This window comes from Paenibacillus sp. FSL M7-0656, from assembly GCF_038003225.1.
GTDB classification, from domain to species: domain Bacteria; phylum Bacillota; class Bacilli; order Paenibacillales; family Paenibacillaceae; genus Paenibacillus; species Paenibacillus amylolyticus.
This window is the reverse complement of record NZ_JBBOOT010000001.1, coordinates 3,860,913-3,874,812: the sequence shown is the minus strand read 5'-3', so window position 1 is coordinate 3,874,812 and position 13,900 is coordinate 3,860,913. Positions and strand designations below refer to the sequence as shown.

15 protein-coding genes are annotated in these 13,900 nt (G+C 44.2%); 11 read left to right on the top strand and 4 right to left on the bottom strand.

The window, feature by feature from the left end; genetic code table 11:
• The first annotated feature begins 82 nt into the window (after nucleotides 1-82).
• Nucleotides 83-1,612 (top strand): methyl-accepting chemotaxis protein, encoded by a 1,530-nt coding sequence (locus MHI01_RS17135; protein ID WP_282319668.1) that lies wholly within the window; start codon nucleotides 83-85, stop codon nucleotides 1,610-1,612.
• 145 nt (nucleotides 1,613-1,757) lie between these two features.
• On the opposite strand, the gene pyk is transcribed toward MHI01_RS17135, so the two are convergent.
• The gene (gene pyk / locus MHI01_RS17130) at nucleotides 1,758-3,173 is read right to left on the bottom strand and encodes a pyruvate kinase (protein WP_036607968.1); all 1,416 of its coding nucleotides are present in this window, start codon (nucleotides 3,171-3,173) and stop codon (nucleotides 1,758-1,760) included.
• A 112-nt stretch (nucleotides 3,174-3,285) separates the two neighbouring features.
• Between pyk and MHI01_RS17125 the strand changes: the two genes are divergently transcribed.
• Nucleotides 3,286-4,065, top strand: coding sequence for a helix-turn-helix transcriptional regulator (locus MHI01_RS17125; RefSeq protein ID WP_036607966.1), 780 nt, complete (start codon nucleotides 3,286-3,288; stop codon nucleotides 4,063-4,065).
• A 134-nt stretch (nucleotides 4,066-4,199) separates the two neighbouring features.
• Here the strand turns inward: MHI01_RS17125 and MHI01_RS17120 are convergent, their stop codons facing one another.
• Entirely contained in the window at nucleotides 4,200-4,871 is a 672-nt protein-coding gene (locus MHI01_RS17120; RefSeq protein WP_315371171.1) for a phosphatase PAP2 family protein, read from the bottom strand.
• Between the two features lie 304 nt (nucleotides 4,872-5,175).
• On the opposite strand from MHI01_RS17120, the gene MHI01_RS17115 reads away from it, so the two are divergent.
• From MHI01_RS17115 to MHI01_RS17100, 4 genes are all read left to right on the top strand, one after another.
• Nucleotides 5,176-5,964, top strand: a complete 789-nt coding sequence (locus MHI01_RS17115; protein ID WP_315371172.1) for a CPBP family intramembrane glutamic endopeptidase — start codon at nucleotides 5,176-5,178, stop codon at nucleotides 5,962-5,964.
• Nucleotides 5,965-6,114: 150 nt separating this feature from the next.
• On the top strand, nucleotides 6,115-6,351 hold the full coding sequence (locus MHI01_RS17110; protein ID WP_036607962.1) for a DUF6953 family protein: 237 nt from the start codon (nucleotides 6,115-6,117) through the stop codon (nucleotides 6,349-6,351).
• A gap of 395 nt (nucleotides 6,352-6,746) precedes the next feature.
• Nucleotides 6,747-6,947, top strand: coding sequence for a cold-shock protein (locus tag MHI01_RS17105; RefSeq protein ID WP_024633772.1), 201 nt, complete (start codon nucleotides 6,747-6,749; stop codon nucleotides 6,945-6,947).
• Between the two features lie 188 nt (nucleotides 6,948-7,135).
• Nucleotides 7,136-7,363 carry a cold-shock protein gene (locus MHI01_RS17100; protein ID WP_017691121.1) on the top strand — a complete coding sequence of 76 codons (228 nt, stop codon included), beginning with the start codon at nucleotides 7,136-7,138 and terminating at the stop codon, nucleotides 7,361-7,363.
• 247 nt (nucleotides 7,364-7,610) lie between these two features.
• On the opposite strand, the gene MHI01_RS17095 is transcribed toward MHI01_RS17100, so the two are convergent.
• Nucleotides 7,611-7,958, bottom strand: a complete 348-nt coding sequence (locus MHI01_RS17095; protein ID WP_074093127.1) for a hypothetical protein — start codon at nucleotides 7,956-7,958, stop codon at nucleotides 7,611-7,613.
• A 164-nt stretch (nucleotides 7,959-8,122) separates the two neighbouring features.
• On the opposite strand from MHI01_RS17095, the gene MHI01_RS17090 reads away from it, so the two are divergent.
• Nucleotides 8,123-8,857 (top strand): class I SAM-dependent methyltransferase, encoded by a 735-nt coding sequence (locus tag MHI01_RS17090; RefSeq protein WP_315371173.1) that lies wholly within the window; start codon nucleotides 8,123-8,125, stop codon nucleotides 8,855-8,857.
• Nucleotides 8,858-8,915: 58 nt separating this feature from the next.
• Here the strand turns inward: MHI01_RS17090 and MHI01_RS17085 are convergent, their stop codons facing one another.
• On the bottom strand, nucleotides 8,916-9,560 hold the full coding sequence (locus MHI01_RS17085; RefSeq protein WP_315371174.1) for a GntR family transcriptional regulator: 645 nt from the start codon (nucleotides 9,558-9,560) through the stop codon (nucleotides 8,916-8,918).
• A 323-nt stretch (nucleotides 9,561-9,883) separates the two neighbouring features.
• Here MHI01_RS17085 and MHI01_RS17080 point away from each other — a divergent pair, with 323 nt between their 5' ends.
• From MHI01_RS17080 to rocF, 4 genes are all read left to right on the top strand, one after another.
• Complete coding sequence (locus tag MHI01_RS17080) at nucleotides 9,884-10,705, top strand: transporter substrate-binding domain-containing protein (protein ID WP_315371175.1); 822 nt, start codon at nucleotides 9,884-9,886, stop codon at nucleotides 10,703-10,705.
• 23 nt (nucleotides 10,706-10,728) lie between these two features.
• Nucleotides 10,729-11,385, top strand: a complete 657-nt coding sequence (locus MHI01_RS17075; RefSeq protein WP_340983698.1) for an amino acid ABC transporter permease — start codon at nucleotides 10,729-10,731, stop codon at nucleotides 11,383-11,385.
• 141 nt (nucleotides 11,386-11,526) lie between these two features.
• Nucleotides 11,527-12,747: an ornithine--oxo-acid transaminase gene (locus MHI01_RS17070; protein ID WP_340983697.1), complete on the top strand. Its 1,221-nt coding sequence runs from the start codon at nucleotides 11,527-11,529 to the stop codon at nucleotides 12,745-12,747.
• Complete coding sequence (gene rocF / locus MHI01_RS17065; RefSeq protein WP_340983696.1) at nucleotides 12,737-13,702, top strand: arginase; 966 nt, start codon at nucleotides 12,737-12,739, stop codon at nucleotides 13,700-13,702. The genes MHI01_RS17070 and rocF overlap by 11 nt, the downstream gene beginning before the upstream one ends.
• The last annotated feature ends 198 nt before the right edge of the window (nucleotides 13,703-13,900 follow it).

Here is a 13,900-nt window from a genome sequence, read left to right as displayed (position 1 = left end):
TACAAAATTAAGACCATTGCTCTACACTTAATGTCTGATAATGTCGAAATATATATCATATGAGCTAAGAGGAGAAATGAGCATGTTTCGTAAACGTACTGAATCGACCAAACACCTTCGTACAGATACTCATCAGAGATTATTGGAGTATAGTCGTAAACTGGTAGCAAACGCAGAAAAGGGCGACTATGACGCATGGATTGAAGATGGCATTGAGTTTCAGGATACTGATGAAATAGCTAGTAATATCAAAAAAGCAGTACATATGATGAAAGCTCAAAACGAAGACGTGGAAATGCGCCTTAGAATGCTGAATCAGGCAATGAATGTGGGATTATGGGAATCAAAAATTGTTGCTGGTGATCCACTGGATAACAATAATATCGTCGCATTTTCGAATGAATTCCGCCAAATGTTAGGCTTCCATAATGCCAAGGATTATCCCGATTCATTTGCAAGCTGGGCCAAATCGATATATCCGGATGACAGACCCCAACTGGTGCAGGAGATTATGAAACATGTGAATGACACAAGAGCAACAACTGCCTATAACGTCATCAGCCGTATGATTACAAAAAGTGGAGAAATCCGCTGGTTCCGATGCCTTGGACAAGTCATCCGAAATCAGGCTGGAGTTCCGGTCAAACTCCTGGGCATCATGTTTGATATTCATGAGGAGAAGAGCAAGTCTGATGAGCTGGAAGCACTCGTCACCCGATATGATCTGGTTAACCGCGCCTTGGTGGAGGCTCCGTGGGATATGACCGTTGTGGCTGGAGATGTAGTTAATCCGAACAATGAATTTTGGTGGTCACCCCAGTTCCGTAAAGAATTAGGGTTTAAAGACGAGCAGGATTTCCCGAATGTGTTCAGCAGCTGGAGTAGCCGACTTCATCCGGAAGACCATGATCGGACGATCAACGAATTTGCCAGACATATGAACGATTACAGTGGTCGTACACCGTACGATCTGGATTATCGTCTGCAACGCAAAGACGGGGAGTATCGGTGGTATCACGCGGGTGGGGAGACCATTCGGGATCAGGATGGAGTACCACTCCGTGTAGCTGGAACCATTCGAGATGTTACCCATGAGAAGAATAAGGAACAGATCGTGGAAGCCATGAATCTGAAAACAAAACAATTGTCGGAGTCCATTGGCGAGATGGTACGTGGAATCAACTCGATTACCGATCAGGCACAGGATCTGGTGACTGCGCAGGAATTATCTGCCGATGCAGCCATTCAAGTGAAAAGCAGTGCAGATGATACGAAGAATATCACCGTATTTATTCGAGAGATTGCGAGTCAGACCAATCTGCTGGGGTTGAATGCAGCCATTGAAGCTGCACGAGCGGGAGAGCTGGGACTGGGATTTGGCGTCGTTGCAGGTGAAGTGCGGAAACTGGCTGATCACAGTTCGGAGGCCACAGTAAATATCGAAGATAGCATGCAGAAGATGAAAACATTGATTGATCAGATTCTTGAACATATCGGTAATATGTCCACGTTAACACAAAATCAGGCTGCCCTGACACAGCAGGTAAATGCTTCAATGGATGAGATCAACACCATGTCACAGGATCTGGTTAATTACTCGAGGAATCTATAATCTCGAAGCCGTTTGTTATAACATCACGATCATTGGCAACAACATCAACAAAAAACCACCGGGAAGCATTTCTGCTCCCGGTGGTTTTTTGTATTTCTATTTCTATTTTATAGCTAAGATATATAGCTTCAGTTCAGTTATTGAATTAAACTTGTTGAACTTTGATCAGGTTTGTATTACCGGATTGACCGATTGGAACACCAGCGGACAACACAATGATATCACCTTTTTCAATGTAACCTGTTTTGATTGCGTTACGCGTAGCAGACTCGAACATTTCATCCGTTGTTGTTACTTTGTCGCCCATAACCGGAATAACACCGGAGAGCAGGCAGATTTTCGCCAATACTTCTTCATGTTGTGTAACTGCGATGATTGGTGCTTTTGGACGATACTTGGAGATCATACGTGCTGTGAATCCACTCTCAGTTGAAGTGATGATTGCTTTTGCATTCAGTACGAGGGAAGAACTTACAGCGCCCTGACTGATAACTTCAGTAATATCAGCGATCTGTTGAGCCGATTTTTGTGCGAATTGCTCTTTGTAGTCGATCATCGTTTCAGCACGGCGAGCAACAGCAGCCATCGTGCGCACAGATTGTACCGGATATTTACCAGCAGCTGATTCACCGGACAACATCACAACGTCAGCACCTTGAAGTACAGCATTGGCCACGTCACTAACTTCGGAACGAGTAGGGCGTGGGTTCACTTGCATGGACTCCAGCATGTGTGTAGCTACGATAACTGGTTTACCAGCGCGGTTACATTTATCGATCATTTCTTTTTGCATCATTGGTACGTCTTCGATCGGAACTTCAACCCCGAGATCTCCACGAGCTACCATGATGCCGTCAGATGCTTCAATAATATCGTCCAGGTTGGTCATACCTTCCTGGTTTTCGATTTTGGAGATGATCTGAACGTGGTCTACACCGCGTTCTTTCAAAATGCTGCGGATTTCACGAATGTCATCACCTTTACGAACAAAGGATGCTGCGATAATTTCGATATCGTTTTCGATCCCAAATCCGATGTGCATAACGTCACGCTCGGTTACACCTGGCAATGTCGTTTTGATTCCTGGCAAGTTAACCCCTTTGCGTGGTTTCAGAATGCCGCCACTGATGATTTTACAATGGATATCGGATCCTTCCACAGACAGTACAGTCAGATCCACAAGGCCATCATCGATGAGGATACGATCGCCAGGTTTCACAACGAGGTTCAGTTCCGGATAGTTTACCGAGATACGCTCAGCGTCACCAAGAATTTCTTCGGTAGTCAGGATCAACTCTTTACCAGCTTGCAGATGGCAGGATGCTTCTTTCAGTTTACCGATACGTACTTCCGGCCCTTTGATGTCCATCATGATCGGTATATAGGTGTTCAGTTCGGAAGCTGCTTTGCGGATATTATTAATCCGTGTAACGTGATCTTCCAGTTCGCCATGAGCCATGTTCAGACGGGCAACGGTCATACCTTCCTGAATCATTACTTTTAACAATTCGATTGAGTCACAAGCAGGTCCCATGGTACAAATAATTTTTGTTTTTAACATGCTAATTTCCTCCTCATATTTAAGCTTATATGTGTATTGTAGCGTTTTCTGTCGAATCAGGGTATGAACTATAGTACAATGATTAGAGTATAGTCCGATAATGAGGTGTGTTATGGTCACTCCACTTGAAGTACGACATATTAATGGTGTCGGTTGGTACGAAGAAGCTGTGCAATCTCAAGAAACTTGGCGGCTTAGCTTGGTTACTTATGGAAAATGTGTATATTGGGTGAACGGTGATAAACAGATCATGGAAAAGGGGGAATTGCTCCTCATTCCAGGTGGTACCCCATATTACGGCAAGAGTATTCCTACAGTAACGCACACACAGATTGTAATTCAATTGCAACGCGACCATACCGAAACTCTGCCTGCACTGGAACGGTATGAGGCTTTGCGGCATAAACCTGGATGTTACGAACTGATCCATCAACGCATGAGCGCTATTTATCAACAATGGCAGGAGCGTCCGTCTTATTATGTCATGATGAGCCAAGCCTTATTGATGGAAGTGTTGATTTATATGAACAGGGAGCTTGATCGTGGAGTTATCCCGCCGGAGAGGCATAATCATGTTGAACGGATGAAGCGATATATTGAGCGGCATTATCGGGAGAAAGTGACGAAGGAAGAACTCGGGGACGAGATCAATAAAACTCCCAATTATGCTGCCGCATTATTCAAAAGCATGACAAATCAGACCATCAGTCAATATGTCCATGATCAACGGATGAAACGAGCCATATATCTGCTCACTGAGTCACAACTCTCCATCCAGGAAATTGCCGAATTTCTCGGCTACCGGGACCTGTCTTATTTTTACCGCATATTCAAACGTATAACCGGAAGTCCACCGTCTGACCTTCTTCATGAACGACCACCTATAGCGTGAAACGCGTAGTCCAACCCAAATAAAGTTCTTCTATATAAGTAGGTTTAATTAAATGAGTACAAAAAAAGAGGGCCTATGCCCTCTTTTGCTGTATAGCAGGATCATCATCCCACCTGTTACATCAATAAATGTCGTTATACATGACTGCTTGGGTTAGAAGCTGTGAGTGGCTGCTTGCCTTTTTTTCGTGCCTGCCCAAGACGAAGAGCAAAGACATGTACAGTCCAATACGCGGCCTCAGCAAACAAAATGCCTCCAGCGATGTCCAGCAAGGAATGCTGTTTTACAAACACCGTTGAAGCAATGATCAACCACAGCCATACCGACCAAGAAATCCGTGCCAAAGGCCTAAAGTTCAAGTGTCTGTTAATCACAATAAACAGCAAATAGCTGGTCAGAACGTGAACACTTGGGAAACAGTTGAAGGGCGCATCATTGGTATAGATAAACTGTACTAACACGCTGCTCAGATCAGTTCCGCCGATCTCCGGGCGCGGGACATGGGTAGGAAACACCGCAAAACAGACATTGGCAGCCATGACACCAACATTATAGGTAATCAACGTACGCCAGAATAGCGACTTGTTCGTCAGACCCAAATAGAGAAATCCAAGATACAGAATGGGCATCCAGCTAATGTACGGATAAATAAATTCTTTGAGAAAAGGAATCTGTGTGTCAATCCAAGCATAATTGTAGAAGACATCACTTCCGGTGTTGCTGCCTAGAAATACGTAAATGGAGCCTTGGAGCGGTATGCACAGAATAGCCAGTAAATGCCCCCAGCGCTGAAAGAATGCTTTCATAGTATCCCCCTGATTTCATTATGCATTGTGAGTCTATCGTTATGGGTACTTCATAGATATAAGACGCTGATGAGTCGCCACACCCCTGCAACTTTGAACTCTTGTAATACTATAATGGACAGATAAAGGTATAAGCCATACCTGATTTTAGGGGAAAAGAAGTCAGGATAAGTCTCTTTTTTGTTACTTTTATAGTTTTATCCATAATAGGAATATTCAATATACGGATAATGTGATACAACTATATTGGCATATAAGTTCTTATGACAACGGAAAACATAAATGAAACGAGGTAGGCAAATGTATGATTAATCCGCAAGCCAAGCCAAAACATTCCTTTTCCGAGCGGAAACCTGTACTCACCGTTGTGATTATTGAGCTGCTTCTCCTGTTAGCCGTATTTGCAGCAGGGGCCATTGCAACGATAAAACAACTCGACTACACTTCCCCTGTACTCATTTCCTTTACACCCATCGCCATTGTTCTGATGATCTATCTGACGTTAAGGCGCAAGTGGAGAGAGACTGGCTTCCGATCTTTGCGAAGTATCCCAGCTGGCCATGCAAAGTATTATATTCCACTACTCCTTGTACTGGGTACACTTGCCCTGAAAGGATTTGGGGAGCTGAGCTTGTCACGGGTAGCCTTTTTCATCTTTTTTACCTTGCTCGTAGCTTTTGTTGAGGAAACGATCTATCGGGGGCTTATCTTCAAGACCTTGCTTCAAAAAAGTGCAGTGGCCGCAGTTGTGACCTCCAGCATCTTGTTTTCCATTACACATCTATTGAACGCATTGTCTGGTCAGGATATGACGGATACGATCATACAATTGATCTATGCGCTGCTCCTGGGAGCTGTACTGGCGTTATTGATGCTGAAGAACGGAAATATCGTACCGCTTATATTGTTTCATTTCATACATAATCTGATTCAATTTCTAGGGAATGATCTGGAGGACACAGGTACACTCCCTTACGATCTGTTTATACTGGCAGTACTGATTGCTTACTGTGCATGGTTAGTGTGGAGCATTCGAACAAATTCGTCCATTCCATCCAAAGGGAGTGAGCAAGCGAATACGGTTGTTCATTAAGGGTATTGCGGGTATTGCTTGAAAGTAGTTATCATACAGTTTCCCGTCAGCAGTTGGATCATGGTATACTTCAGTCTGACGGGAAGACAGATATGTTCATGATACGAGGTCTGCCTATCCGTACATTAGGTTTAGACAGTAGGTGATATAGTGGAGAAGACAGCACAAGGTGTAGCGGAATGGATGGTACAGGAGATTAAATTCACAGGAACACTTCATCAGGAAGCTGCCATAGAATATGTGAAGACCCATTTTGGCGAAGAGTTTGTTTTTGTGAACGAGAACGGCAATACATCATTGTCCAAGGAAGTGAAGAAGGCTTTCCGAAAGCTTCATCGTGGGCAGATCGCCTGGGATCGGGATGCATTTATGTGGGCATGGACATAGTGTGTTATACTGGAGTAAGATGATTCATTGGTTGTGTTGGATATGCATGTCAGAATATTATATAAAAAATGTATAAGATGGATTAGATCTGCATATCCTTTCATAAGACCGTACGCAAGCGACCAGGCACATAAGCGTGATAAACCCTGGCCCCACGCGTGTTAATAACATGTATTTCCAAAGCTGTTTGAAAAGAAAATACAAAGATTTGCTTTTTGGCTGAAATGGAGTTATAATAAAAACAAGTTGTAGAGAGTGGAAAACCTAATTCATATATTGTAAAGGGCGATCACTTATAGGTTTATGACTGGTACCTTTTTCAATGTGTGAATTTTTATTTGCTTGCTGCAAAGAACAAAGGAACATGTTAATCTTTATTTGGAGGTGTAATTCACATGCAAAACGGAACAGTAAAATGGTTCAACGCTGATAAAGGCTTCGGTTTCATCGAAGTTGAAGGCGGAGAAGATGTATTCGTACACTTCAGCGCTATTACAGGCGAAGGCTTCAAAACGCTGGACGAAGGTCAACGCGTGCAATTTAAAATTGTACAAGGAAACCGTGGTCCTCAAGCAGAAGAAGTTGTAAAACTGTAATTAAAGCATAGCTGCCTTTAACATGTTATAATGGTAAAGGCAGCTTCTTTTTTTTGATCAGTTATATAAAAGTCGGCCCATTAGTTGTCGAGGCAGGAGTCCGGTGGGACGTTAAACTTCCGCTAAGTGTAGTCTTCTGTGAAATAACGTCGGTTAGATGTTTTTCCATAACAAAGGGGGTAGAAGTCATGTATAATCGCAAAAAACCGTTGGAAGAGATTCCACAAGCTGATGCGGCAATCTGGGAATGTACGAGTGATACGTGCAAAGGATGGATGCGGGACAATTTTGCGTTTGATAACGTACCTACTTGTCCGATATGTGCTTCTGAGATGGTCAGCACGACTAGGATGCTACCATTGCTTGAGAATTCGAATAGTAATCTGAAAACGATGCCTAAAGGAAATCGGATTTAACATAGCTTACCCGCCTCTAACGAGGTGTTTTTTTTTAAGATCAAATAGACACCCTGTGCGAAGGTAAGGGTATTAAATATGAAGTTCCCGGCATTCGTTTTGGCGAATGCCTTTTTTTGTATCATTTTTTAACAGAAAAATATAGTGTGATTGATGTGAATCATATGAAAAAGATAAAGACCCTTTTCGCTATAAGCAAAAAGGGTCTTTGTTATGACTACAATTTTTACAACGATCAGATTGGAGTTTAGATGAACAGGAACGGCAGCAGAAACAATGTTGCTACCAGAGCCAGATCGATTCCTGCTCCATAGCCGTAACCCCCACCGTATCCTCCGTAACCATATCGACCGTAGGCCGAAGATTTAACTTTTTTTGTTGCAACAGCGTTTTTCTTGCTGCTTTTTACCAGCTGCTGTTTGGATTTGACTGAACACAGCCGTGGTCCCTCGAAACACCCGTTCAAATAAATTTTGCCATCACGACATTGACTAAGCGTACCATACATATGCTTACCGTCGTTCATAACGAGACAAACGGAACGTCCAACGTGCGGAGAAACCGTTTCTTCACATACCCGATTAATTCTGTACATGCAAATCCTCCTCATTAGATGCGGTTGCCGCTTGAATTCAACGGTTTGTATATCATAGTAAAAAGAAGAGCAATTGGTATGGACGAGTACCCGGAAAATCGAATAGGGAGGAGCCGTTTTTGAATCTGCTCCATACACTGGGAGAAGTGAGGAGGGGATGTCGCGTGGATTATCATGACATGCTGGCTCGGTTAGGGGAGGGAAGTGCCCATCCTGGAGGATTTTTGGCAACACTGAAGTTGCTGGATGGCTTATCTCTGCCTGTGAGTAATCATATTCTTGAAATAGGGTGCGGCACTGGGAGGACTGCGTGTTACCTGGCTAAAAGTGGATATCGGGTAACGGCGATTGATCTTCATCGCAATATGCTGGATAAGGCAGTTCGGCGAGCGAGACGAGAACGGGTGGATGTTCGATTTGTTCAGGCGGATGTAACATCGTTACCTTTTCCGGAAAATCATTTTGATGTGGTATTTGTAGAGTCGGTCACGATCTTCACCCCATGGCGGAGTGCACTTGCTGAGTATAGAAGAGTGTTGAAACCTGGTGGACTTTTAGTGGATCGGGAGATGGTTCTATCAGGCCAGAAGACCGAATTGATGTGTCGCAGGTTAAAGCAATTTTACGGTATACGAACCCTGGTAACGGCCACAGCATGGAGAAAACGCTTCAAGCAGTGTGGTTTCACCAAGGTAGAGGTCAAAGAACATTCGCGATCCATGGGAAAATGGGGCGTTGATCATGATCCACATCGCGAGATCGATATGAATTGGTTTGAGGATGAACGTATGCAGCGAATGAGTCAAACCAATGATCGTTTGCTCGCGAAATACGGCAAAAAGTTGGGATATGCTGTTTTTGCGGCTAGGGCACCGTTGGAGGTCAAAAAGGAAAAATAGGAAAAAGACAACTCACACAATCGTGTGGGTTGCCTTTGGTTTGTTTCGACAGCACGTACTACAGCATATCGTTGTCGATAATCCGCCAGTGGTGTTTGAGCAGGGCTTCCAGTTGGTTCTTATCTTTGGCTCGAAAAGCACTTAAAATTTGCCGGTGCTCTTCATTAACTTCGAGCAGTACCTCAGATAGCTTTGGTTTATTATCGCTAACATAAGATTGCCGGATGAAACTGTTCTTCAATGTGTTTAACATCTCAATGACTGTTGCATTACCACATCGCTGAATGTACAGATTATGGAACTGATATTGGTTCTTGTTGTAGGCAGCAAGATCAAGCTGGCTGATATCTTCGTCCATTCGAACAACCAGAGTTTCCATCTCCAAAAGTTCAGATGGTCTGAGGTGGTCTGTTGCAAGTGTGGCAGCAAGTGCCTCCAGCACACCGATCGCTTGGGAGAATTCCAGTTTTTTGCCTGCATCAAAAGGAGTGACAATAAATCCCCTGCGTGGGATGTATTGCAGCAGATTGTCTGAAGCCAGCTGGAAAAGCGCCTCCCGAGTAGGCGTGCGACTGATGTCCAGCTTTTTGCATATTTCTGCCTCGTTGATCTTCTGGTTGGGAAGCAACGTCCCGTCTTGAATCTTCTGGGCAATGTAATCGTATACGTGATCTTTCAAGGACCGGTATTTGGGTACCTCCATACCGAATCCTCCTTTCTATGTATAGTGAATAAATAGATGGGTGTGGGGCCGTACTGTACGCGCCGTTCAGGAGTTTCAAGTTTTTATCATCTTAACACCGAGGGGGAAGTTGGGCAAGCAAACTTCATGTTTCAGCCGATGTAAATTCTATGTTATATATATCACATTTTATGGAATTAAAGCGTATAAATGTTTAAATAATGATTGTGATAAACCAGAATGTTTGTTAGTATTACTTACATATAAGTCCATATATTGTCTTATGTATATTGTATACAAACCATTATGTTACTTATTCAAAAAAAAGAATAGGGGTATGATGTGTGAAAAAAGTGCTTTTGCCAATGATGCTGTTGTTAGTGGTTGTATTCATGTCCGCATGTGGGCAGGAAAAAACGACAGGAACCGGATCAGACGCTACTTCGTCTTCGGGCAGTAGCTCTGCGGAAAAGGAAGTCATTGTACTTGGAACCAGTGCGGACTATGCACCCTATGAATTTCATAAGAAAATTGATGGTAAAGATACCATTGTAGGTTTTGACATCGAGATTGCCAAAGCAATTGCGGCTGATCTGGGAGCCGAGCTGAAGATTGAGGACATGGACTTTGATGGCCTTCTTATGGCCCTCGGTACAGATAAGGTTGATTTTGTAATATCAGGCTTAACCCCTACCGAGGAACGAAAGAAGAACGTTGATTTTACGGATATCTACTATTATGCAGAGCAGGCTGTACTTGTTAGAGATGGGGAAGGTACGGCATTAAAGTCTGTGAATGATCTATCAGGCAAGCAGGTTGGTGTACAAAAGAGTTCCATTCAGGAAGGGATTGCTCAGGAAATAGAGGGAGCAAAGCTCACTTCTCTGGCCAAAATACCTGAACTGATTCTGGAGTTGCAGACGGGGCGTGTAGACGCGCTCATCCTGGAGAAGCCGGTGGCTGAACAGTATGTGAAGAACCAAGAGGGGCTTGTTATTGCAGGTGTGGAGGTTGAACAGGCTGAAGACGAGGGTGGTTCGGCCATCGCGGTGAAGAAAGGTAATCAGAAGCTGCTGGATCAGATCAACACTACATTGGAAAAGCTCAAAACGAACGGAGATATTGAACGGTTCGTCGTTGAAGCGAATGAGATGCTCGGCGAATAAACCGGACGAGTGAGGGATATGCCGTGAATTTAGATTTTTCCTTTCTATTAGAACATTGGCAGGATTATGCACGAAGTGCGTGGGTCACGCTTGAACTTTCCTTCTTCGGTGTATTGTTTGGTACGTTGCTGGGTGTAATCATGGCGCTAATACGAATATCCCGAATATGGCCAATTAAATTTGTGGCATCGGCGTATATTGAACTCATTCGAGGAACGCCAATGCTCGTACAGATTCTTATTATTCATTATGGTCTGACGGTTGTAGGTGTGAACTTGCCGGCATTTATGTCGGGGGTGGTAGCTCTGACGATGAATAGCTCGGCTTATATGGCAGAGGTGTTCAGGGCCGGGATTCAAGCGATTGATAAAGGACAGACCGAAGCTTCGCGCTCCCTTGGTATGACAAATGGTATGACACTTCGTTATATTATACTGCCGCAGGCTTTTCGTAACATGCTTCCAGCCATCGGTAATGAATTCATTATTATCATTAAAGATTCTTCGCTTGTCTCCATGATCGGCATAGCCGAGATTATATACACGGCCAGAACGATTCAGGGTGTTACGTTCCAGCCGCTTGCTCCGTTGCTTATTGCCGCCGGCCTCTATTTTATAATCACATTTACACTGGCTAATTTACTCTCTTGGTTGGAACGTAGACTTTCTACTTCTCGCTAACTATGGATAAAGGATTGGATTCGAGAAAGGCTTGGATTAGGCTGGAGTGGAAAAAGAGAGATGTAGTCGTAAATGGCGATGGCATCGCATACATTGTTATTGTATTTTGTATACAATATTTTGGAAAGGTGTTGGGTGTGTATGTCAGATTCCAAAATGTTAATTGATTGGTCGGAGCGTTATGCTGCACCTAATTATCATCCGCTCCCTATTGTTATTGAACAGGCGGAAGGGGTATGGGTGGAAGACCCTGAAGGCCGCCGTTATATGGATATGTTAAGTGCATACTCTGCATTGAATCATGGTCATAGACATCCTTTGATCATACAGGCGCTCAAGGATCAGGCAGATCAGGTTACGCTGACATCACGGGCATTCCACAGCAGCTCCGCTTCTCTTTTTTATCAGAAACTCTCACAATTCACGGGGAAATCGAAGATTCTCGCCATGAATACAGGAGCGGAAGCGGTGGAGACTGCGGTGAAGGCGGTACGTAGATGGGCTTATCGTTGCAAAGGTGTACCGGAAAATCAAGCCGAAATCATCGTATGCTCTGGTAACTTTCATGGAAGAACTCTGACGGTTACGTCCTTTTCTTCTTCAGCGGAGTATAAAAAAGATTTTGGACCGTTCACACCTGGATTCCGGATTATTCCCTATGGAGATATAGAAGCGCTGAAAAAGGCCATTACACCAAATACGGCTGGTTTTCTTATAGAGCCTATTCAGGGCGAAGCTGGAATCGTTATCCCGCCTGATGGATATTTGGCAGAAGCTTTTGCTCTGTGTAAGAGCCAGCAGGTGTTGACTGTATCTGATGAGATCCAGACCGGATTTGGCAGAACAGGTCGCCGTTTTGCCTCCGACTGGGAAGGGGTTGAACCAGACATCTGGGTTATGGGCAAAGCGCTGGGGGGAGGAGTCATGCCCATCTCGGCTATCGCTGCTGATGCGCAGATACTTGATTTGTTTGAGCCGGGGTCTCATGGTTCTACGTTTGGGGGTAACCCACTCGCCTGCGCCGTAGCTATAGCAGCTCTGAAAGTTCTTGAAGATGAGAAGCTTGCCGAGCGGTCGGAGCGTCTAGGGAACTATTTTATGAAAAGACTTCGAGATATTCGCAGTTCAGCCATACGGGATATTCGGGGGAAAGGTTTATTTATTGGTGTTGAACTGCATGAACCAGCCCGTCCTTATTGTGAGCGGTTGATGTCTACTGGACTGCTGTGTAAAGAAACCCATGAGACAACCATTCGATTTGCTCCACCACTGACGATTAAAGAGTCCGAGATTGACTGGGCACTGGAGAGAATTGAGCAGGTATTGATCACCAATGAGGGAGCTGACCTACATGAAAAATGATGATGATGTACACGGTGGAATAAAAGATACTTCTATTGATACAAGTCAAACATCTGTGCAACGTAATATTGCTATCATTAAGGTTCCTTTTGGACTTGGTGGAGCAAGAGGTGGAGCAGAGTTGGGGCCTGATGAATTGATTACAGCTGGACTGAAGCGGGAGATTACGAGTCTTGGGCTAGTGCTTTCCAAAGAAGTGCGGGTAGATTGTCCTTCTGAACCGGCTGCCCCTATTGAGCGAAATCGTGTAAAACATTTAAATGAGGTACGTCAGGTCAGTCAGAAGGTGTGTAGTGAAGTATCAGGCGCAGTAGAGGAGGGTGCATTCCCACTTGTGCTTGGGGGAGATCATAGTGTAGCGATTGGTACTTTTGCCGGGCTAACAGCACATTATTCGAATTTGGGTGTGATCTGGTTTGATGCGCATGCAGACTTGAATACGGAAGAACGCAGCTTGTCCGGTAATATGCATGGGATGAGTGTGGCTGCATCATTGGGGCATACTGCATTCAATCTGTCGCACATTACTGGAGCAGGCGCGTTTATTGATCCTTCCAACTTAGTCTATATTGGTTTGCGTGATCTGGATGAGTATGAGAAAGAGCAGATTAAGGGGCTGGGAATCCGAGCATTTACGATGCATGATATTGACCGGATGGGAATAAAGAAAGTTATTGAGGAAGCAATAGCTACAGCGGGAAAAGGGACAGATGGTATTCATGTCAGCTTCGACATGGATTGTCTGGATCCGCGGGAAGCTCCGGGTGTGGGAACCCCAGTACCTGGTGGTCTGAATTACCGAGAGGCACATTATGCATTGGAGATACTTGCTTCCACAAATCAAGTTACGTCGATGGAACTGGTTGAGGTGAATCCGTTGTTTGATCATAATAGACATACGGCACGACTTGGTGTGGAACTGATCGCTTCGTTACTTGGTAAGCGCATATTGTAATCACTGAGAAGTGAAACGGAATGTGTAAGCTGTGCCCAAGGAATATACTTTCTTATCTATTATAGAAGGAAAGAAAACTGAGATCTCCGAAAACTAGGGCTAGTCACAATCAATTGTTCACTGCAATCGCAGTGGAAGTGGCTTCCCTGGTTATGTTTAATGGATATGTATATTAGAAGCGCCGTAATAAGGATGCTG